16 protein-coding genes are annotated in these 18982 nt (G+C 71.3%); 11 read left to right on the top strand and 5 right to left on the bottom strand.

Annotated features, from left to right (window positions below; all coding sequences use genetic code 11):
• Window positions 1-888 precede the first annotated feature (888 nt).
• Window positions 889-1671 (top strand): hypothetical protein, encoded by a 783-nt coding sequence (locus BLW09_RS19220; RefSeq protein WP_231946932.1) that lies wholly within the window; start codon window positions 889-891, stop codon window positions 1669-1671.
• Window positions 1646-2665, top strand: coding sequence for an HAD-IIA family hydrolase (locus BLW09_RS17185; RefSeq protein WP_089915601.1), 1020 nt, complete (start codon window positions 1646-1648; stop codon window positions 2663-2665). Before BLW09_RS19220 ends, BLW09_RS17185 begins: the two co-directional genes overlap by 26 nt.
• A gap of 7 nt (window positions 2666-2672) precedes the next feature.
• On the opposite strand, the gene BLW09_RS17180 is transcribed toward BLW09_RS17185, so the two are convergent.
• Window positions 2673-3665, bottom strand: coding sequence for an o-succinylbenzoate synthase (locus BLW09_RS17180; RefSeq protein WP_089915598.1), 993 nt, complete (start codon window positions 3663-3665; stop codon window positions 2673-2675).
• 56 nt (window positions 3666-3721) lie between these two features.
• Between BLW09_RS17180 and BLW09_RS17175 the strand changes: the two genes are divergently transcribed.
• From BLW09_RS17175 to BLW09_RS17165, 3 genes are read left to right on the top strand one after another with little or no spacing between them, the layout of a single operon-like run.
• Window positions 3722-4633, top strand: coding sequence for a 1,4-dihydroxy-2-naphthoyl-CoA synthase (locus tag BLW09_RS17175; RefSeq protein ID WP_089915596.1), 912 nt, complete (start codon window positions 3722-3724; stop codon window positions 4631-4633).
• Between the two features lie 9 nt (window positions 4634-4642).
• On the top strand, window positions 4643-5812 hold the full coding sequence (locus tag BLW09_RS17170) for an AMP-binding protein (protein WP_089915593.1): 1170 nt from the start codon (window positions 4643-4645) through the stop codon (window positions 5810-5812).
• 26 nt (window positions 5813-5838) lie between these two features.
• A complete protein-coding gene (locus BLW09_RS17165; RefSeq protein ID WP_089915590.1) occupies window positions 5839-6822 on the top strand; it encodes a 1,4-dihydroxy-2-naphthoate polyprenyltransferase in 984 nt (327 codons plus the stop codon).
• 10 nt (window positions 6823-6832) lie between these two features.
• On the opposite strand, the gene BLW09_RS17160 is transcribed toward BLW09_RS17165, so the two are convergent.
• The gene (locus tag BLW09_RS17160; protein ID WP_231946931.1) at window positions 6833-7231 is read right to left on the bottom strand and encodes a DUF4229 domain-containing protein; all 399 of its coding nucleotides are present in this window, start codon (window positions 7229-7231) and stop codon (window positions 6833-6835) included.
• A gap of 42 nt (window positions 7232-7273) precedes the next feature.
• Here BLW09_RS17160 and BLW09_RS17155 point away from each other — a divergent pair, with 42 nt between their 5' ends.
• The 4 genes from BLW09_RS17155 (at window position 7274) to BLW09_RS17140 (ending at window position 10459) form a co-directional block, all read left to right on the top strand.
• Complete coding sequence (locus tag BLW09_RS17155) at window positions 7274-7633, top strand: PLD nuclease N-terminal domain-containing protein (RefSeq protein ID WP_089915584.1); 360 nt, start codon at window positions 7274-7276, stop codon at window positions 7631-7633.
• Window positions 7626-9413 (top strand): 2-succinyl-5-enolpyruvyl-6-hydroxy-3-cyclohexene-1-carboxylic-acid synthase, encoded by a 1788-nt coding sequence (menD, locus tag BLW09_RS17150; RefSeq protein ID WP_089915582.1) that lies wholly within the window; start codon window positions 7626-7628, stop codon window positions 9411-9413. The genes BLW09_RS17155 and menD overlap by 8 nt, the downstream gene beginning before the upstream one ends.
• A 48-nt stretch (window positions 9414-9461) precedes the next feature.
• Complete coding sequence (locus BLW09_RS17145) at window positions 9462-9791, top strand: nuclear transport factor 2 family protein (RefSeq protein ID WP_089915579.1); 330 nt, start codon at window positions 9462-9464, stop codon at window positions 9789-9791.
• Between the two features lie 107 nt (window positions 9792-9898).
• Entirely contained in the window at window positions 9899-10459 is a 561-nt protein-coding gene (locus BLW09_RS17140; RefSeq protein WP_089915576.1) for an acyl-CoA thioesterase, read from the top strand.
• Between the two features lie 6 nt (window positions 10460-10465).
• On the opposite strand, the gene BLW09_RS17135 is transcribed toward BLW09_RS17140, so the two are convergent.
• Entirely contained in the window at window positions 10466-11836 is a 1371-nt protein-coding gene (locus tag BLW09_RS17135; protein ID WP_089915573.1) for an FAD-binding oxidoreductase, read from the bottom strand.
• An 86-nt stretch (window positions 11837-11922) separates the two neighbouring features.
• Here BLW09_RS17135 and BLW09_RS17130 point away from each other — a divergent pair, with 86 nt between their 5' ends.
• Window positions 11923-12909, top strand: coding sequence for a DNA-3-methyladenine glycosylase family protein (locus tag BLW09_RS17130; RefSeq protein ID WP_172824245.1), 987 nt, complete (start codon window positions 11923-11925; stop codon window positions 12907-12909).
• Window positions 12910-12956: 47 nt separating this feature from the next.
• Here BLW09_RS17130 and BLW09_RS17125 read toward each other — a convergent pair whose 3' ends face one another.
• Together BLW09_RS17125 and BLW09_RS17120 are read right to left on the bottom strand one after the other, a co-directional pair.
• Complete coding sequence (locus tag BLW09_RS17125; protein WP_089915570.1) at window positions 12957-13508, bottom strand: SRPBCC domain-containing protein; 552 nt, start codon at window positions 13506-13508, stop codon at window positions 12957-12959.
• An 85-nt stretch (window positions 13509-13593) separates the two neighbouring features.
• Window positions 13594-15183 (bottom strand): phytoene desaturase family protein, encoded by a 1590-nt coding sequence (locus BLW09_RS17120; RefSeq protein ID WP_089915567.1) that lies wholly within the window; start codon window positions 15181-15183, stop codon window positions 13594-13596.
• A 94-nt stretch (window positions 15184-15277) separates the two neighbouring features.
• Here BLW09_RS17120 and BLW09_RS17115 point away from each other — a divergent pair, with 94 nt between their 5' ends.
• Window positions 15278-18970 carry a proline dehydrogenase family protein gene (locus tag BLW09_RS17115; RefSeq protein ID WP_089915564.1) on the top strand — a complete coding sequence of 1231 codons (3693 nt, stop codon included), beginning with the start codon at window positions 15278-15280 and terminating at the stop codon, window positions 18968-18970.
• The last annotated feature ends 12 nt before the right edge of the window (window positions 18971-18982 follow it).

The raw sequence follows: 18982 nt of genomic DNA, 5'->3' as shown, positions 1-18982 counted from the left end.
GGAGACCGTGGTGGCCGGCCTGGTACGGGCGGCGGCGCCTCGCGCGACCGCTCGGTGTCGAGCAGTGGGAGTTGGCGCAGCAACCGGACGGATGGTGCCGGCAGCGATGAGCGCCGCTCGGGCGGGTATCGCTCCGACCGCGGCGGGGCGCCGCAGTACCGCGGTGACCGCACCGAGCGCGGAGGAGGCGACCGCGATCGCGGCCGCTCGCGTGACGATGGGCGTCCGGCTCGTGAGTGGAAGCCGCGTTCTGATGATGGCCGTCCGGCTCGTGAGTGGAAGCCGCGCGGCGGCGATGACCGATCGTCGCGTGGCGGCAAGCCGCGTTCTGACGACGGGCGTCCGGCTCGCGAGTGGAAGCCGCGTTCTGACGATGGCCGTCCGGCTCGCGAGTGGAAGCCGCGTTCTGACGATGGCCGTCCGGCTCGTGAGTGGAAGCCGCGTTCTGACGATGGCCGTCCCGCTCGTGAGTGGAAGCCGCGTGGCGGCGACGACCGACCGTCGCGTGGCGGCAAGCCGCGCACCGAGGGCGGCGACCGGTATCGCTCGGGCGGTGACCGCGGACAGTACAACGGTCGCCCCGCGAGGGCGGGCGACAGCCCGCGTTCCGGCGGTTTCCGCGACGACAGGCAGGGCCGTCCCCCGAAGAACGACGGACTCTGGACGCGCGAAGGTCGACCGGCGCGCGGAGACAGGGACGCTCGCGATGAGAGCTGGCGCACCGACGAAGAGGCCCAGCTCGCCCGCGAGCTGCAGTCCGTCCGTCCGCGTCACGACGACCCGCTGATCCCCGAGGATGTCCAGGCCCGGGATCTTCCCGGTGAGGCTCGCGTCGAACTGAAGACCCTGAGCAAGGACAACGCCGACTGGGTCGCCAAGCACCTGGTCATGGCGAGCCGCCTGATCGAGGACGACCCGGAGCTGGCGCACCAGCACGCTCTCTCGGCCGCCCGCCGGGCGGGACGCGTGGCCGTCGTCCGCGAGACGCTGGCGATCACCGCGTACGCGATCGGCGACTTCGCCCTGGCGCTGCGTGAACTGCGCACATACCGGCGCATCTCCGGGTCCAACGACCAGCTGCCGCTCATGGTGGACAGCGAGCGTGGCGTCGGCCGGCCCGACCGTGCGCTCGAACTCGGCCGCTCCGTCGACCGATCCACCCTCCCGGCCGATGTCCAGGTGTCACTGGCCATCGCCATGTCGGGTGCCCGGCTCGACCTCGGCCAGCCGGAAGCCGCGCTGGCCGAGCTCGAGATCCCCCAGCTGGATCCCACCCGAGCGTTCTCGTACAGTGCCGACCTGTTCCACGCCTATGCGGAGGTGCTCGACGACCTCGGACGCGACGGGGACGCCACGCGCTGGCGCGAGCTGGCGCAGCGGGCGGAAGAAGCCTTCGACCAGGCGAACCCGACGGACGAACTCGAGACGATCGACGTGATCGAAGAGGAGGTGCCCCTCGACCCGGAGGAGTCGTCCGACGAGCCGCTCCTCGACGAGGACGAGCTCGAAGTCGAAGCGCTCCTCAGCGAGGATGAGGCCGACCTCCACAACGAGGGTGACCACGACGACCACGACGGCGATGAGCTCGTCGACGAGGATCACACCGATGACCAAGCCCGGGATGACGAGGAGGGTGAGCCGACCGATGGCGCTGTTCCGACGGAGCACTGAAGGGCGTGCGCCGCTCGATGGCGTCGACCTCGTTCTCGCCGACCTCGACGGCGTCGTCTACAAGGGCCCGGACGCCATTCCGTATGCCGTCGAGAGCCTGAACGCCGTCGCTGAAACCCTGCGAGTCGGTTACATCACGAACAACGCGTCGCGCACGGATGCATCCGTCGCCGAGCACCTCACCCACCTCGGACTGCGCGTCGCGCCGACCGACGTCGTCACGTCTCCCCAGGCCGCCGTGCGGCTGCTTGCGCAGCACGTGGCCGCCGGTTCCCGCATCCTGGTGGTCGGCGGCGACGGTCTCGTCGACGAGGTCGAGAAGGGCGGCTTCACCGTGACACGCTCGGCCGACGAGTCGCCGGCCGCGGTCATCCAGGGGTTCTCGCCCGACGTTGGCTGGGCCGAGTTGGCCGAGGCGTCCTTCGCGCTGCAGGGACGCACCGACGACGAGCGCCCGTGGATCGCGACCAACACCGACTGGACGATCCCGGTCGCCCGGGGAATCGCGCCAGGAAACGGGACGCTGGTCTCGGCCGTGCACACCGCGGTCGGGCGGCTGCCTCTGGTCGCGGGAAAGCCGGAGCGGGCCATCTTCGACGAGGCGGTCGCGCGGTTCCACGCGCAGAAGCCGCTGTTCATCGGCGACCGGCTCGACACGGACATCCTCGGCGCCAACCGGGCGGGCATCGCGTCCGTCCTCGTCCTCACCGGGATCGACGGCGGAAAGCAGTTGCTCTCCGCCGACGCGGAATCGCGGCCCACGTTCATCGTCCGTGACCTCCGCGGGCTCAGCGAGCCGTATCCGGAGGTGAAGACAGCGAAGAACGGCGCGGTCAGCGTGCGGGATGCGACCGTGGCGATCGACGGCAACGACGTCCGGATCCTGTCCGAAGGAACGGACGAGCTCGACCTGCTCCGCGCGGCGTGCGCCGCGATCTGGAACTCGGGTCGCGCGATCTACGGCCTCGAGGTTCCGGAGCGCCTCTACAGCTGAGGCCGGATCAGAGCGCGAGCCCGCGCTCGAGGATGCGGTGGCAGCGCGCCAGCCGGTCGAGCCACCACTGCGTGCGCTCCGGGTCGGTCTGCAGCTCGTCCAACCGGGCGGACGACACGCTGGGGCGGACGACCGGGATGCTCCCGTCCACGGGACGAAGCGGTTCGTCGGCGACATCCTGTGCGAACAGGGCGACCGTACCGAGCCCGCAGTCGAACTCCAGCTCGGGGAGCGCGGCGGCCAGGTGGGCTCCCATGGCGATCCCGACCGACGTGTCGAGCGCGCTGGAGACCACAGCGGGGAGTCCGGCCTCCGCGACGATCCGCCGCGCCGCGTGCACTCCGCCGAGGGGCTGCGCCTTCACGATCACGATGTCTGCGGCCCCCGCCTTGGCGACGGCGAGCGGATCGGCCGCCTTCCGCACGCTCTCGTCCGCCGCGATCGGGATGCCCATGTAGCGGATGCGGCGCCGCAGCTCGGCGAGCTCGTCGACGGTCGCGCACGGCTGTTCCACGTACTCGAGATCGAACGGCGCGAGCGCATGGATCGCGTGCTCCGCTTCGTCCAGGTTCCAGAGCGCGTTCGCGTCGACGCGCACGCGGCCCTCCGCGCCGAGCGCGTCGCGGACGGCTCGCACCCGCTCGACGTCGTCGGTCAGGGTCTGACCGCGTTCGGCGACCTTCACCTTCGCCGTTCGCGTGCCGGGGAACCGCGCCAGGACCGCGGGGACCTGGTCGGCGGGGACGGCCGGAACCGTCGCGTTCACCGGGATGCGGTCACGCAGCGGCTCCGGCGCCGCCCTCCAGCCGAAGTCGATCGCCGCGCGCAGCCAGGCCGTCGCCTCCTCGTCGTCGTACTCGACGAACGGCGAGAACTCGGTCCAGCCGAACGGACCCTCGATGAGCACCGCCTCGCGCACCGTGATCCCGCGGAAGCGGGTGGTCATCGGAAGCGAGACCACGCGTGAAGTTGCCAACAGGTCGGCGAGGTCCGGCACCATTCCACAAGTTTTGCACGAGCCGATCGGCGCGGGGCCGCGAACCGTAGGCTGGATCCATGCAAGCGGACGTCTCAGAACTCTTCGACCCGGAGGTGTGGCGCGAGGTCACCGGCTTCGATGGCCTCACCGACATCACCTACCACCACGACGTCAGCGGGCGCATCGCGCGGGTGGCGTTCGATCGCCCCGAGGTCCGGAACGCGTTCCGCCCCCGCACGGTCGACGAGCTGTACTCCGTGCTGGAAGACGCGCGCACCGACCCGCAGATCGGTGTCGTACTGCTGACGGGCAACGGCCCGAGCCCGAAGGACGGCGGCTGGGCGTTCTGCTCGGGCGGCGACCAGCGGATCCGGGGGCGTGACGGGTACAAGTACGCCGAGGGCGAGACGGCGTCGACCATCGACGCCGCGCGGGGCGGCCGGTTGCACATCCTCGAGGTGCAGCGCCTGATCCGATTCATGCCGAAGGTGGTCATCGCGGTCGTGCCCGGGTGGGCCGCCGGAGGCGGGCACTCGCTGCACGTCGTGTGCGACCTCACGATCGCGAGTGCAGAGCACGGCCGGTTCAAGCAGACCGATGCGGATGTCGGATCGTTCGACGCCGGCTACGGTTCCGCCTACTTCGCGCGGCAGGTCGGTCAGAAGTTCGGGCGCGAGGTGTTCTTCCTGGCGCGGGAGTACTCGGCGCAGCGGGCGTACGAGCGCGGCGCGGTCAATGCGGTCGTCCCGCACGCGGAGCTGGAGACGGTGGCCGTCGAATGGGCGAACGAGATCCTGACGAAGTCGCCGACCGCGATCCGGATGCTCAAGTACGCCTTCAACGCGGTCGACGACGGCCTGGTCGGGCAGCAGCTGTTCGCCGGAGAGGCGACACGACTCGCGTACGGGACGGACGAAGCGGTCGAAGGCCGGGACGCCTTCCTCGAGAAGCGGGAGCCGGACTGGTCGCCGTTCCCCTGGCAATACTGAGGCGTGACGATGACCCGGAAGCTCCGCGTGGTCGACGCATCGCGGCCCGAGGACGTGTTCGTCGCCCTGCGGGAGGCGCTCGGCGGCGGCGGCGCAGCGGTCGTCCCCCGGAGCTCGTCGGCCGGGTCCGACTCGTGGCCGACGACGAGCGAACGGGTCCCGCAGAACGTGTCCCTCGTGATCGAGACCTCCGGCTCGACCGGTGTGCCGAAGCGGGTGGCGCTGTCCGCCGATGCCCTGCTGGCGAGCGCGGCCGCCTCGGCGGGCGCCCTCGGCGGTCAGGGCCAGTGGCTGCTGGCGCTCCCGGCCCACTACGTGGCCGGCGCACAGGTGCTGGTGCGTTCTCTCGCCGCTGAGACCGAGCCCATCCTGTACGGCGGCGGCCATTTCGACGCAGAGCGGTTCGCCTCCCTTTCCCGTCAGCTGACCCATGACCTGCGGTTCACCTCGCTGGTGCCGGTTCAACTGGCCCGGCTGGTCGATGCGGTCGAGGCCGGCTCGCGGCCGGTGGCGCAAGCGCTCCGACGGTTCGACGGCATCCTGGTGGGCGGGCAGGCGCTGCCCCAGCCGCTCCGCGAGCGTGCGGAGTCGATCGGAGCGCGCATCGTGAGCACCTACGGGTCGAGCGAGACCGCGGGCGGATGCGTCTACGACGGCGTCCCGATCGGGACGGCCACGGCGCGCGTCGTCGGCGGCCAGCTGGAGATCTCCGGGCCCATGCTCGCGGAAGGGTATCTGGGCGATCCCGAGCGGACGGCTGCGGTTTTCTACGAGGCCGACGACGCACGCTGGTACCGGACGGGCGACCTCGGCACCGTGGACGATGCGGGGCACGTGAGCGTTCTGGGGCGCGCCGACAACGTCATCATCTCGGGTGGCGAGAAGGTGCTGCTCGACGAGGTCGAGCGCACGGTGCGCGACCATGCCGGGCTGCAGGACGCCATCGTCGTCGGGCTCGAAGACGCCCGCTGGGGTCAGGTTCCGGTCGTGGTCGTCGAGACGCCCGCCGGGGATGCGGAGCTTCCGTCGCTCGAGGCATTGCGCCTGGCGGTGAGAGAGCGATTGGGGCGTGCGGCCGCCCCCGCGCGGATCGTGGTGGTGGACCGCCTCGCCCGGCTGGAGAGCGGCAAGCCGGATCGGGTCGCACTCGCCCGGCTGGCCGGTGAACGAGAGGCATAGCCCGTGTTGTTACGATTCGCTCTGTGATGAGTCAGAACAAGCCCCGCATGGAGCGCATGGCTCCGCAGACCTCCCGCGGACCACGCGGCGGCCGAAGCCGGCGCCCCGGTGCCGCCTCCGCTCCGGCGAAGCCCGCGACGACCGCCGACTGGATCGCCGGCGCGCGGCTCCGCACCCTGCCGCTTGCGATCGCGCCCGTCCTGATCGGCGTCGGCGCCGCGAAGGTCGCCGAGGGTCCCGGCGTCTGGCACCCGGTGCGGGCGCTGCTGTGCCTCGCCGTCGCCGTCCTGCTGCAGATCGGCGTCAACTACGCCAACGACTACTCCGACGGCATCCGCGGCACGGACGAGTTCCGCGTCGGCCCCGGCCGCCTCACGGGCTCCGGCAAGGCCACGCCGCGCGCGGTGCTGACCGTCGCCCTCACCTTCTTCGCGCTCGCCGCCGTCGCCGGGCTGATCCTGGTGATCCTCACGCAGTACTGGTGGGTGCTGATCGTCGGCGTCGCCGCGATCGCGGCCGCCTGGTTCTACACCGGCGGCAAGCGGCCCTACGGCTACTACGGGCTCGGCGAGGTGTTCGTCTTCGTCTTCTTCGGCCTCGTCGCCACCGCCGGCACCACCTACATGCTCGCCGGGCTCGTCAATCAGGAGGCCTGGTACGGCGCGGTCATCGCCGGCCTCATCGCCTGCGCCGTGCTCATGGTGAACAACATCCGCGACATCGAACCGGACAAGCTGGCGGGCAAGCGGACGCTGGCGGTGCTGCTCGGCCGGGTCGCATCCCGCATCGTCTTCTGCGTGCTGCTTCTGGTGCCGTTCGCGATCCTCGCCGTCCTGGCCGTGTTCTACCCGTTCGCCTGGTACGGGATGTTCGCCCTCCTGGCGGCGCTCCCGGCGTGCGTGATCACGCTCTTCAGCCGCACTTCGCGCGAACTGGTCACCGCCCTGCAGCTGACGAGCCTCACCGGACTGCTGGTCGGGATCGCGCTCGGCGCGGCCTACGCCTTCTGACGGGAGACCGTCAGTCGCGCTTGCGCTCCTGCGGCTCGGCGGTCGAGTGGTCGATTGCTGCGTGGTCGGCAACTGCATCGGCCGCGGATGCATCCTGAACCGCTACGTCGTCGGCCGCCGGATCGCCGACCGCCGCATCGCCGACCGCCGCATCGTCGACCGCGGCGTCCTCGACGTCGTCGTCCTCCGACCGCACCGGCTTCTCGCGATGGCGGACCGCGTACAGGTCGGCCGACACCGCGTTGCGCGGACGGCTCAGGAAGATGTACGAGAGGCACAGGCCGATCAGGGCGGCGGCGATGACCGCGAGCCACCACACGAGCCCCACCAGAAGCAGGATCACGAGCGGCACCGCGAACACCAGAAGGCGCAGCACGGTGTAGGTGATCCAAGAGGGAATCCGCTTCACCCTCCCAGCTTAGAGAGCGTCTCTGAGAGTTACGATTGACCCATGGTTCGCCTCTGGATAGCCCTCGGCGTCGCAGCCGTGGTGTTCTACATCTATTCGGTGGCAGACTGCGCCCTGTTCGACCGTTCGCGCGTGCGCGGCCTCCCGAAGCCCGTGTGGCTGCTGGTCATCATCCTGTTCCCGGTCATCGGCGGAATCCTCTGGTTCCTGATCGGCCGCGGCCGCCGGAAGGCGGACCTCGCGCGTCGCGTGAGCGCACCGGACGACGACCCCGAGTTCCTGGGCAAGCTCCGGATGGACCACGACCAGGAGGAGCGCATCCGTCAGCTCGAGAAGGAGCTCGCCGAGCTGGACGAGAACGGTCCCGACAACAACGATCAGACCGGCCGCAGGGATGGGTGACCGCCCGCACGCGGGCGACGTCACCTCGGTCGGCACGAGTCCGGTCGGCACCGGCAACCCGGCGACGGACTTCTCCCTCGCGCTTCTGAGCGCTCTCGTCCGTCACGGCGTCCGCGACCTCGTCGTGAGTCCCGGCTCGCGGTCGCAGGCCCTCGCGCTCGCCGCGGCCGAGCTCGAACGGTCGGGTTCGGCCCGCCTGCACGTGCGCATCGACGAGCGTTCGGGCGGATTCCTCGCGCTCGGCCTCGCCCGCGAGACCGGTGCCCCCGCCGTGGTCATCACCACGAGCGGCACCGCGACCGCCAACCTGCACCCGGCCGTCCTGGAAGCGCACGAAGCGGGGATCCCGCTCATCATCGTCACCGGCGACCGTCCGGAGGAGCTGCGCGGCATCCGCTCCAACCAGACCACGCAGCAGGACGGCCTCTATGCCGCCGCCGTGCACTGGTCCGAGGACGTCGACGCGCCGACGGGAGCCCGAGACGAGGGGGATCGTGCATCCGCGCTCGGCGCAGCGGCGGTCCGGGCAGCGGTCGGCGCCGACACGGCGGACCCCGGACCCGTGCACCTCAACGTCGCATTCCGCGAGCCGCTCTCGGTGGCCGTCCCCCCGCTGCCCGGACCGCTCCAGGGCACGCTGCCCGCGATGGCCGGACCGGAGGCGCTCGGCCGCGACGTCCTGACGATCGGCGGCGGCCCGAGAACGGTCGTCGTCGCCGGTGCCGACGCCGGACCGGTCGCCGAAGAGTTCGCGCGCGACGGCGGCTTCCCGCTGCTCGCCGAGGTGTCGAGCGGAGCCCATTTCGGTCCCAATCTCGTCGTCTCCTACCGGGAACTGCTCCGCGACGACACGTTCGGGGGAGCGGTCGAGCGCGCCATCGTCTTCGGCCATCCCACGCTCAGCCGCGAAGTGCCGCTCCTGCTCACCCGTGCCGACGTGGAGGTCGTCGTCGTCGCGCCCGCGGGAGCGCAGGCGTACAACCCCGGCCACCGCGCCCGGATCGTCGGCGGCGTGCACGCCGCCGACACCATCGACGTGCGCTCGCCGGAGGTGCGCGGTTGGGTCGGCCGGTGGGTGTTCGCGAGCAGACGCATCGCCGAGCAGGCAGAACGCGAAGCCGACCCCGCCGCCGTCGCACCGGATGTCGAGAAGGCTCGATCGTTCGACCCCGCCGATGCCCTCGCCTTCGCCTCCGCGGAACTCGCGGCCATCCGGGCGCCGATCACGCGCGCGCTCCTCGCGGAGGCCGTGTGGCGGTACACCTGGCCGCACGACCGGCTCGTGCTCGGCGCATCCCGCCTCATCCGCGACGTCGACCGGATCGTTCCGGGCAAGAAGATCACCGTGCACGCCAATCGCGGACTGGCCGGCATCGACGGCACCATCGCCACGGCGACCGGGATCGCGCTGGCCAGCCAGTCCGCGGCCCGCGCGGCGGGTGCCCCGAGCGGGGTGACCCGCGTGCTCCTCGGCGACCTGGCGCTGCTGCACGATGTCGGCTCGCTGCTGATGGGCGCCGGCGAGATGCGCCCGCACCTGCAGGTCGTCGTGGGCAACGATGGGGGCGGCACGATCTTCGACGGCCTGGAGGTGGCCGCAACCGCGACGTCGGACGCGTTCGACCGCGTCCTCTACACCCCGCAGTCCGTCGACCTCTCCGCGCTCGCGTCCGCCTACGGATGGCAGCACAGCGTCGTCCGCACCAAGGGCGAGCTCGACCAGGCGCTCTCCGCGCCTCCCGCCGGCACCAGCATCGTCGAGGTTCCCCTCCCGCGCTGAACGTGCTGGGATTCTTCTGGGACGCACTCACCACGACGGGAGACTGCCATGGCGCACGACGCACTGCCCGAGCCGATCCAGCGGTTCATCGACCGGACCAACGACGGGGACTCCGCCGGATTCGTCGAGACCTTCACGGATGACGCGTACCTGAACGACTGGGGCCGGGAGTTCCACGGTCACGCCGGCGTCCGAAGCTGGGACAGCACCGACAACATCGGTGTGAAGTCGCACTTCGAACTCGTCGACGCCCGCGAAGGCACGCAACCCGGCGCCTGGGTGGTCACCCTCACGGTGACCGGCGAGGGGTTCAACGGCACCGGTCCGATGGAGTTCCAGCTGCGCGACGGCCGCATCGCCAGCCTCCGGATCAGCTGACCGCCTCCCGCGGCTGATGCGGTGCGCACAAGCCGCATCCAGCGCGGTCGGCCGCGCCTTGGAGACATCGCACAAGGGATGCGCCGCTCCGGTGGCGGATCACTAACATGATCGCCGTGCACATGATCTTCCGGACGATGCTTCACGCGATCATCTCCCGTTTCGGAGCGCGGCTCGGCCACTGGGATGTGGCCCGCACGAGGTTCCGCGTGCTGCCGACGGACCTCGACATCCTGAAGCACATGAACAACGGCGTGTATCTCTCCATCGCGGACATCGGGCGCTTCGACCTGCTGACGCGCAACGGCGTGTGGGCGATCTTCAAGAAGCGCGGCTGGTATCCGGTCGTGGCGTCGGAGACCATCTCGTTCCGCAAGTCGCTGGAGCTGTGGCAGCCGTTCGTCGTCGAATCGCGCATCCTCGGCTTCGACGAGAAGGCCGTCTACGTCGAGCAGCGCTTCACGGTGGACGGCGAGATCTACACGCAGGCGTTCATCCGCGGGCGCTTCCTCAAGCGCGGCGGCGGGATCGTGACCATCGACGAGCTGTTGGATGCGGTGGGGCCGTCCCCGACCGACGTCACGGTGCCCGAGTGGCTGCGCACCTGGGGAGCGGATGCCGCCCTCCCGTCGACGCGCGTCGACGCGCCGAGCATCTGGAGCGAGTGACGCCGGTCAGGCCGGTCCGAACGCGAAGACGCGGTCCGGGTCCCACTCCCGACGGACGACCTGGAGGCGCTCGGAGATCGCCGTCGGCCACACCCTCTCGAAGGCCGCCCGGTCGGACAGGTCTCCTGCGAAGTTGACGTTGGTGATCGCCGAGACCGACTCCTGCAAGGCTTCGGCGATGGCGCGGGCCCGCGCGGGAGCGGCCTCGGCGAAGGTGGACGGGTCGCCCGAGAGCAGGCTGAGCGTGTAGCCGCTGTCGCGCCCGCCGACGGACGTGCCGTCCTCCGGGTCGCGTGCGGTCGCCCCGCCCAGCTGACGGACCTCCACGGCGATGAAGGGCGAGCCGGATCCGGGGCCCGCGAGCTCGAGGATGGCGTCGACGGAGTCCTGGTCGAACGAGTCGAGCATGAAGCCGCGGATCCAGGTCGGGCCGCCCTCCTCCGGATCGTTGTGGATGCTCGCGACAGCGGTGGTGGGCATCTCGGCGACGAAGTCGAGATACACGGGCGCCGCCGCCCGGATGGGTGCGAACAGCCGTTCGCCCTCTGCCGGGTCGCCGGGGTACGCGAAGCGGACGCTGAGGACGGTGCGGCCGCGCAGGAACGGGGGCGGACCTTCGACGTCGGGCACGTTCAGGAGCACCACGGACGTCGTCGCCTCGTCCGGCAGCTCGGCCGACCAGTCGACCCAGGCGCGCAACGCCGGCTCGATCGCTCCGCCGTCGAAGAAGACGCTGCCGCCGTACAGCGAGCGGAGCTCCACCAGCTCCAGCGTCATCTCCGTGACGACGGCGAGGCCGCCCTTGCCGCCGCGGAGGGCCCAGAACAGGTCGGGGTTCGTCTCGCGGTCGGCCGTCACGAGCTCGCCGTCCGCGGTGACGACGCGGAAGGCGCGGACCCAGTCGCTGGTGAACCCGTAGCGGCGCGCCAGCGGGCCGACCCCGCCGCCGAGCGTGTAGCCGACGGCGCCGACACTGGTCGACGATCCGGTGACAGGCGCGAGTCCGTGCTCCGCCGCGGCGATGATGACGGGAGCCCAGCGCAGGCCCGCACCGATGCGGGCCAGGCGGGACCGTGCGTCGATGGAGAGCGAGTCGAGGCCGCGTGTCGAGACGATCATGCCCCCGACGATCGGCGCCTCCGCTCCGTGCCCCGTCGCCTGCACCCGGACCGGCAGACCGGCCGCGCGGGCGAAGCGCACGGCCTCCACGACGTCGTCGTCGGAGGCGACGGCGACCACGATGTCCGGATCGTGGCGGATGGCGGGGTTGAAGCAGGCGACCTCCGCTGCGAGGCCCTCGTCGCCGCGGACGTAGACGGTTCCCGAGATGCCGTCGCGCAGGCGCGCGACAGCATTCGTGTCGAGTTCGATTCCCATGGGGGAAATGTAGGGGAGGCCACCGACATGAGGGAACCCCATCTTCCCGACGAGCCGTTGTCAGGCGGGTGACGTAGCATGCCAGCATGTCCGCCGTCCTGCCCTCCGCCCGCGCCTCAGCGGCGGGCGCGACGGCTCCGTCCGCGGCGCGGGCGCCCGATGCCGAGACGGTGTATCGGCCCGCGGGGCGGCTCGATCTCGCGGGAACGCTCGCACCGCTCGGCCGTGGTCCATACGACCCCACGACGACGTGGGACCTGCGGGGGATGTGGCGCACCTGGCGCACGCCGCTGGGCGCGGCGACTCTGCGCATCCACCGTCCGTCCGCCGACGGCGCCGTCTCCGCCGCCGCATGGGGGCCGGGAGCAGAGTGGGCCATCGGGGCGGTGCCCGCCCTGCTCGGCCGGGACGACGACTGGTCGGGGCTCGACGTCGGCGGCCACCCGCTGCTCCGCGACAGTCTGCACCGCAATCCCGGCCTGCGGCTGGCACGGACGAGCCGGATGCTCGAGGCACTGATCCCGGCGATCATCGAGCAGCGCGTCACCAGCATCGAGGCCTACCGCTCCTGGTCGCGCCTGCTCCGGTGGTACGGCGAGCCGGCGCCGGGGCCCGCCCCGGAGGGGATGCGGGTGACGCCGACGCTGGAGCAGTGGCGCGGCATCCCGTCGTGGGAGTGGCATCGCGCCGGGGTCGACCCGCGGCGTGCCCGCGCGATCCAGGCGGTGCTGGCGGTCGCACCGTCGCTCGAGCGCGCGACCGAGCGGGCGGCGACCCTCGCGGACGCCGAGACCGTGCTGCAGACCATCCCCGGTGTCGGCCTCTGGACGGCGGCGGAGACGCTGCAGCGTTCCCACGGCCACCCCGATCTGGTCAGCGTCGGCGACTACCACCTCGCGCATCAGGTCGGCGAGGCGCTCATCGGCCGGCGGGTCGACGACGACGGGATGCTCGAGCTGCTGGAGCCCTGGGCAGGACACCGGCAGCGCGTGGTGCGGCTGATCTTCGCGAGCGGCTTCCGCTTCCAGCGACGCGGCCCGCGCGTGACGCTGCAGGAGCACCGCTGGCACTGAGCGGCGGTCGACGTCAGCCGGCGGTCGACGTCAGCCGGCGGTCGACGTCAGCCGGCGGTCTCCGCGCGGGCGGCGGAGTGCTCGGATCGCAGGTCGCGGTCGAGCTCCCGGCACAGCGTCCGGTAGTGCTCCGCCATCGCGGGGCCGTAGCTGCTCCACTCCGGGAGCGGCTTGTGATCGTGCACGGCGACGAGGCGATCGAGGTAGTAGTCCCAGCGCGGCCCGGCATCGGCCTCCTCCACGAGGGAGCGCAACCGCCGGCCGACCGTGACGGTGGTGTGACCGCTCGCCTCGCTGAGATGCACGAACATCCGGTGGGATGCGCCGGCAGCTCCGACGTCCGCATGGAGCCGATGCGGCGCCGAGCACTCCAGCACGGAGACGTCCTGCCAGTCGGGGTCGTCCCCCTCGACGGTCATGCGGAACTTGACCGCTCCGGTCGACCCGGTGCCCTTGTACTCGCCCAGCCATTCGGAGAGCCGCGGCGAGCGGCTGAAGAAGGTCCACACCTCCTCGATCGGCGCTTTGAACATCCGGTCGAGGACGAGGTAGACCCCGTCATCCTTGCGGACCAGTCTTCCTGTCGGCTGCGGCATCATCGTGACCTCCGTCGGCTCAGCCTCTGGTGATCCACACACTAGTCACGCTCGCCCGGAAACGGCAGAGGGCGCTTTGCGAGTGCTCTCAGCCTTCGAGCACGGCCATCGCGGCGTTGTGTCCGCCGAGCCCGCTCACCGCGCCGCCCCGTCTGGCTCCGGAACCGCACAGCAGGATGCGCGGGTGCCGCGTCGCGACGCCCCAGCGCTGCGCGGGGGTGTCGAGCGGGTCGTCGTCCTCGGCGAACGGCCACGACAGCGGGCCGTGGAAGATGTTGCCGCCGGGCATGTTCAGCGCCTGCTCCAGGTCGCGGGTCGTCTTGGTCTCGATGCACGGGTTGCCGTCCGCGTCCGTCAGCAGCAGGTCTTCGACCGGCTCGGCCAGAACCGAGTTCAGGGAGGCGAGCACCGCATCCTGGAGCCGCTGGCGGGTCGCATCGTTGTTCTCGTCCGTCAGCCAGCGGTCGGGGGTGTGCAGGCCGAACACGGTGATGGTCTGCGCGCCCGTCTCGGCGAGCTCGGGATCCAGGATGCTGGGGTCGGCGAGGGTGTGGCAGTAGATCTCGCAGGGGAGGAGCTCGGGCATCACTCCGCGGGTCATGCCCGCGTAGGCCTCCTCGAGCTGCGTGTACGTCTCGTTGATGTGGAAGGTGCCGCCGAACGCGGCCTTCGGGTCGATCGCCTCGTCGCGGAGGCGGGGGAGCCGCTTCAGAAGCAGGTTCACCTTCACCTGAGCACCTTCCGCCTTCTGCGCAGGCGGATCGGCCGGTTCGCCGAGCAGGCGATCGAGCACCCCGGGGGCGACGTTGGCGAGAACGTGGCGGCCGACCACGCTGCGCTCGTGCCCGTTACGGCGGTATTCGACCGTTCCGTCCGGATCGATCCTGGTCACTTCGGCTCCGGTCACGATGCGCGCGCCGGCCTCGCGTGCGACGCGGGCGAGCTCGCCGGTGACGGCGCCCATCCCGCCGACCGGGACGTCCCATTCCCCGGTGCCCTGGCCGATCACGTGGTAGAGGAAGCAGCGGTTCTGAGCGAGGCCCGGGTCGCCCAGGCTGGCGAACGTTCCGATGAGAGCATCGGTGGCCACCACGCCGCGCACGAGGTCGCTCTGCAGGCGCGCCTCGATGAACTCGCCGATCGGGCGCTCGATCAGTGCCTGCCACAGCTCGTCGTCGCCGACCAGCGCGCGCGCCTCGGACCGCGTCAGCAGCGGTTCGGTCACGGTGGGCCAGAGGGCGCGCGCGAGCTCGCCGGTGCTCTCGTAGACGCCGTCGAAGGCCTCGGCGTCCTCGGCCGCGCCGACCCGGGTGAAGGACGCGGCGGTGGCCGCGGCGTCGGTGTTGTCGATCAGCAGTCCGGCGCCGTCGGGATCGCCGGGGACCGGCGTGTACGAGGAGTAGCGGCGGCGGGCCAGCCGGATGTCGAGGCCGAGATCCTCGATGATGCGCTGCGGCAGCAGGCTGACGAGGTAGGAGTACCGGGAGAGGCGTGCCTCGACCCCGGGGAAGGCCTGGGCGCTGACCGCGGCGCCGCCCACCTCATCCAGTCGCTCGAGCAGGATGACGGACTTGCCTGCGCGCGCGAGGTACGCCGCTGCGGTGAGGCCGTTGTGCCCGCCCCCGACGATCACGATGTCGTGGGTCGCAGCGGACGGCGAGGGGGAGCGGTCGGTCATGGAATCGACTCTAGCCGCGGTGGAGAACGGTCAGTTCTCCACATCTTCAGTTCGCTTCCGGGGCCGCCCAGCGCCGGGTAATAGTGTCGTCATCATGGTCGACACAACGGATGGCGCCGAGGCGCGCCCGGCGACGATCGCTCACGAGGCGGTCGGGCTGGTGCAGCGCTGGCTCGCCGAGAGCGCGCGCGGGGCCGACGGCTCCTCGCCCCGCCAGGATCCCGCCGCCGAGAGACTCGCGGGGGTGCTCAGCGACCCCGACGGTCTCGACTTCGCGGTCGGCTTCGTCGACGGCGTCGCCCGCCCGCAGGACCTGTTCGTCGCGGGCTACAACCTGCAGCGGGTGGCGAAGCGCATCCCCGCGTTCCTGCCGTGGTACATGCGGTTCGCGATCTGGCTGGGCGGTGTGTTCGGTCCGGTCCTGCCGTGGGTGGTGATCCCGATCGCCCGCCGCGTGCTTCGCCGGATGGTGGGGCATCTGGTGGTGGATGCGACCCCGGAGAAGCTGGGCCCCGCGATCGCCCGGCTGCGGTCGCCGGATCCGTCCGGCGGTCCCGGTGCCCGTCTCAACCTGAACCTGCTCGGCGAGGCGGTCCTCGGCGAGAAGGAGGCGCTCCGGCGCCTCGAAGGCACCCGCACCCTCCTGGCCAGAGACGACGTCGACTACGTCTCCATCAAGGTGTCGTCGATCGCCTCGCAGCTGTCGATGTGGGCGTTCGATGAGACGGTCGAGCGCGTGGTCGAGCGGCTGACTCCTCTGTATGAGCTCGCCGCCGCCTCGCCGACGCCGAAGTTCATCAACCTCGACATGGAGGAGTACCGCGATCTCGACCTGACGATGGCGGTCTTCACCGGCATCCTGGGCAAGCCGCAGCTACTCGGGCTCGAGGCCGGCATCGTGCTGCAGGCCTACCTGCCGGACGCCCTGGACGCGCTGCAGACGCTCACCGAGTGGGCGACCCGGCGGCGGGCGCAGGGCGGGGCGCCCATCAAGATCCGCGTGGTCAAGGGCGCCAACCTGGCGATGGAGCGGGTGGATGCCGCGATCCACGGCTGGCCGCTCGCCCCGTACGGCACGAAGCAGTCGACCGACGCGAACTACAAGCGCGTGCTGGACTGGGCCCTGACGCCAGAGCACGCGGACGCGGTGAAGATCGGCGTCGCCGGGCACAATCTCTTCGACATCGCCTACGCGTGGCTGCTCGCACAGAAGCGCGGGGTCACGGGGCGGATCGACTTCGAGATGCTGCTCGGGATGGCCACCGCGCAGGCGGAGGCGGTCGAGCGGACGGTGGGCGGCCTCCTGCTGTACACGCCGGTCGTCGATCCGCGCGAGTTCGATGTGGCGATCTCCTACCTCATCCGGCGCCTGGAGGAGAACGCCAGCCCCGAGAACTTCATGTCCGCCGTGTTCCAGCTCGATTCCGACCCCGAGCTCTTCGAGCGCGAGAAGCAGCGGTTCCTGGCCTCCGTCGCCGAGCTGGAGGCCGACGCGGGGCCACGCGGAACCGCGCCCGTCCCGAACCGGCAGCAGGACCGAACGCGCGAGTGGGAAGAAGCGTCCGCGCCCTCCTTCACCCGTCCGCCCGCGCCCGCTCCGGTCACACCCGCCGCCACCGACGAGCAGGGGCTCACCAGCGTGGTGCTCGGGTTGACCCGCGGATCCGGCGGCATCGAGCTGCCGACGCCGAACGCACCCGCGGGGGCTGTGCCGGCGGAGGCCGCGCCGGCGGCGGTCCCGACAGAGCAGGCCGGCGACTTCCACAACGCTCCGGACACGGACCCGTCGCGTGCGGCGAACCGCGCCTGGGGCCGGCGCATTCTGGTCCGCTCCGCCGCTTCGACGATCGGCGAGGAGACCATCGACGATGCGGCCGTCCGCGACGCCGGTCGTCTCGACGCCATCCTCGGGATGGTCGCGGAGGCGGGACGCGAGTGGGGGTCGCGCTCCGGGCACGAGCGCGCGGCGGTGCTCGACCGCGCCGGGCACGCTCTCGAGGCCAACCGCGACCGCCTGATCGAGGTCATGGCGGCCGAGACGGGGAAGACCATCGCGGAGGCCGACCCCGAGGTCAGCGAGGCGGTCGACTTCGCGCACTACTACGCCACCCGCGCTCGCGAACTGGATGCGGTGCAGGGTGCGCAGTTCGTTCCGAGCGCCTTGACCGTCGTCGCCCCGCCGTGGAACTTCCCTGTCGCGATTCCGGCCGGGTCGGTCCTCGCGGCGCTCGCCGCAGGCAGCGGCGTGATCATCAAGCCGGCACCGCAGGCGCGGCGGTCCGCCGCCGTCATGGTGGAAGCGCTGTGGGAGTCGGGCATCCCCCGCCAGCTGCTCGCCCTGGTCGACGTCGCCGAGAACGAGCTCGGGCAGCAGCTGATCGCCGACCGCCGGGTCGGCCGGGTCATCCTCACCGGTTCGTACGAGACGGCGAAGCTGTTCCGCTCCTGGCGTCCGGACCTCCCCCTCCTCGCCGAGACCAGTGGCAAGAACGCCATCATCGTGACCCCGAGCGCCGACTACGACCTGGCGGTCTCCGACATCGTCAAGAGCGCCTTCGGCCATGCCGGCCAGAAGTGCTCAGCGGCCAGCCTCGTCATCCTCGTCGGCTCCGTCGCCCGGTCGGAACGATTCAGGAACCAGCTCGTGGATGCGGTCACCAGTCTCCGGGCCGGGTACCCGCACGACCCGACCAGCCAGATGGGGCCGCTCATCGAGCCGGCGTCGGGGAAGCTGCTCCACGCGCTGACCACGCTGGGCGCAGGCGAGGAGTGGCTGGTCGAACCGCGTCGGCTCGACGACTCCGGGCGGCTCTGGAGCCCGGGAGTCCGTACTGGCGTCCAGCCCGGCTCGTACTTCCACCTCACCGAGTTCTTCGGACCGGTCCTCGGAGTCATGACGGCGCGTGACCTGGAGGAGGCCATCCGGTACCAGAACGCCGTCGAGTACGGACTCACGGCCGGTCTGCACTCGCTCGACAGCGATGAGCTCGCCCTCTGGCTCGACACCGTCGAGGCCGGAAACCTCTATGTGAACCGCGGGATCACCGGAGCGATCGTACGGCGGCAGCCGTTCGGAGGCTGGAAGCGGTCCTCGGTCGGCGCGGGCACCAAGGCCGGAGGGCCGAACTATCTGTTCGGGCTCGGCAACTGGGTCCCCGAAGCGGGGCACTCGAGCTCGAGCCTGCACCTCCGTGGGCTGGAGACACGGGTCTCCGACCTCATCGAGTCCGGACAGTCGTCGATGGACTACCCCTCCTTCGACCTCGTCCGGCGGTCCGCCCTGAGCGACGCCATCGCCGTCGCGACCGAGTACCACCGCGTCACGGACGTCTCCGGACTCGGCGTAGAACGCAACCTGTTCCGCTACCGGCCGGTCCCCGTGGCCATCCGGCTCTCGGAGGGCAGCTCGCTTCCCGAGCTCCTGCGCGTGATGGCGGCCGCAACGGTCGCCCGCTCGCCCTTCTCGGTCAGCACGCCCGTGAAGCTGCCGCGCGGGATGCACGCACTCCTGCGCGAGCGGGAGATCGAGGTCGTGGTCGAGTCCGATGCGCATTGGCTCTCCCGCGTGCGGGCGCGCCGCATCCCGGCGCATCGCATCCGGCTCATCGGAGGAGACCCGGTCGCGCTCGCGACGGCGCTGGGCGGCAGCCCCGACGTCGCCGTGTACAGCGGGCCCGTGACGCCGTCGGGCCGGGTGGAGGTGCTCACGTTCCTCCACGAGCAGGCCATCTCGATCACGAACCACCGCTTCGGCAATCCGACGCACCTGTCGGACGGCCTCCTCTGACATCCCCGACCC

It is taken from the genome of Leifsonia sp. 21MFCrub1.1, from assembly GCF_900107895.1.
GTDB lineage: Bacteria > Actinomycetota > Actinomycetes > Actinomycetales > Microbacteriaceae > Leifsonia > Leifsonia soli.
The sequence above is the reverse complement of the archived record's forward strand: the minus strand, read 5'-3'. Positions and strand labels throughout refer to the sequence as shown.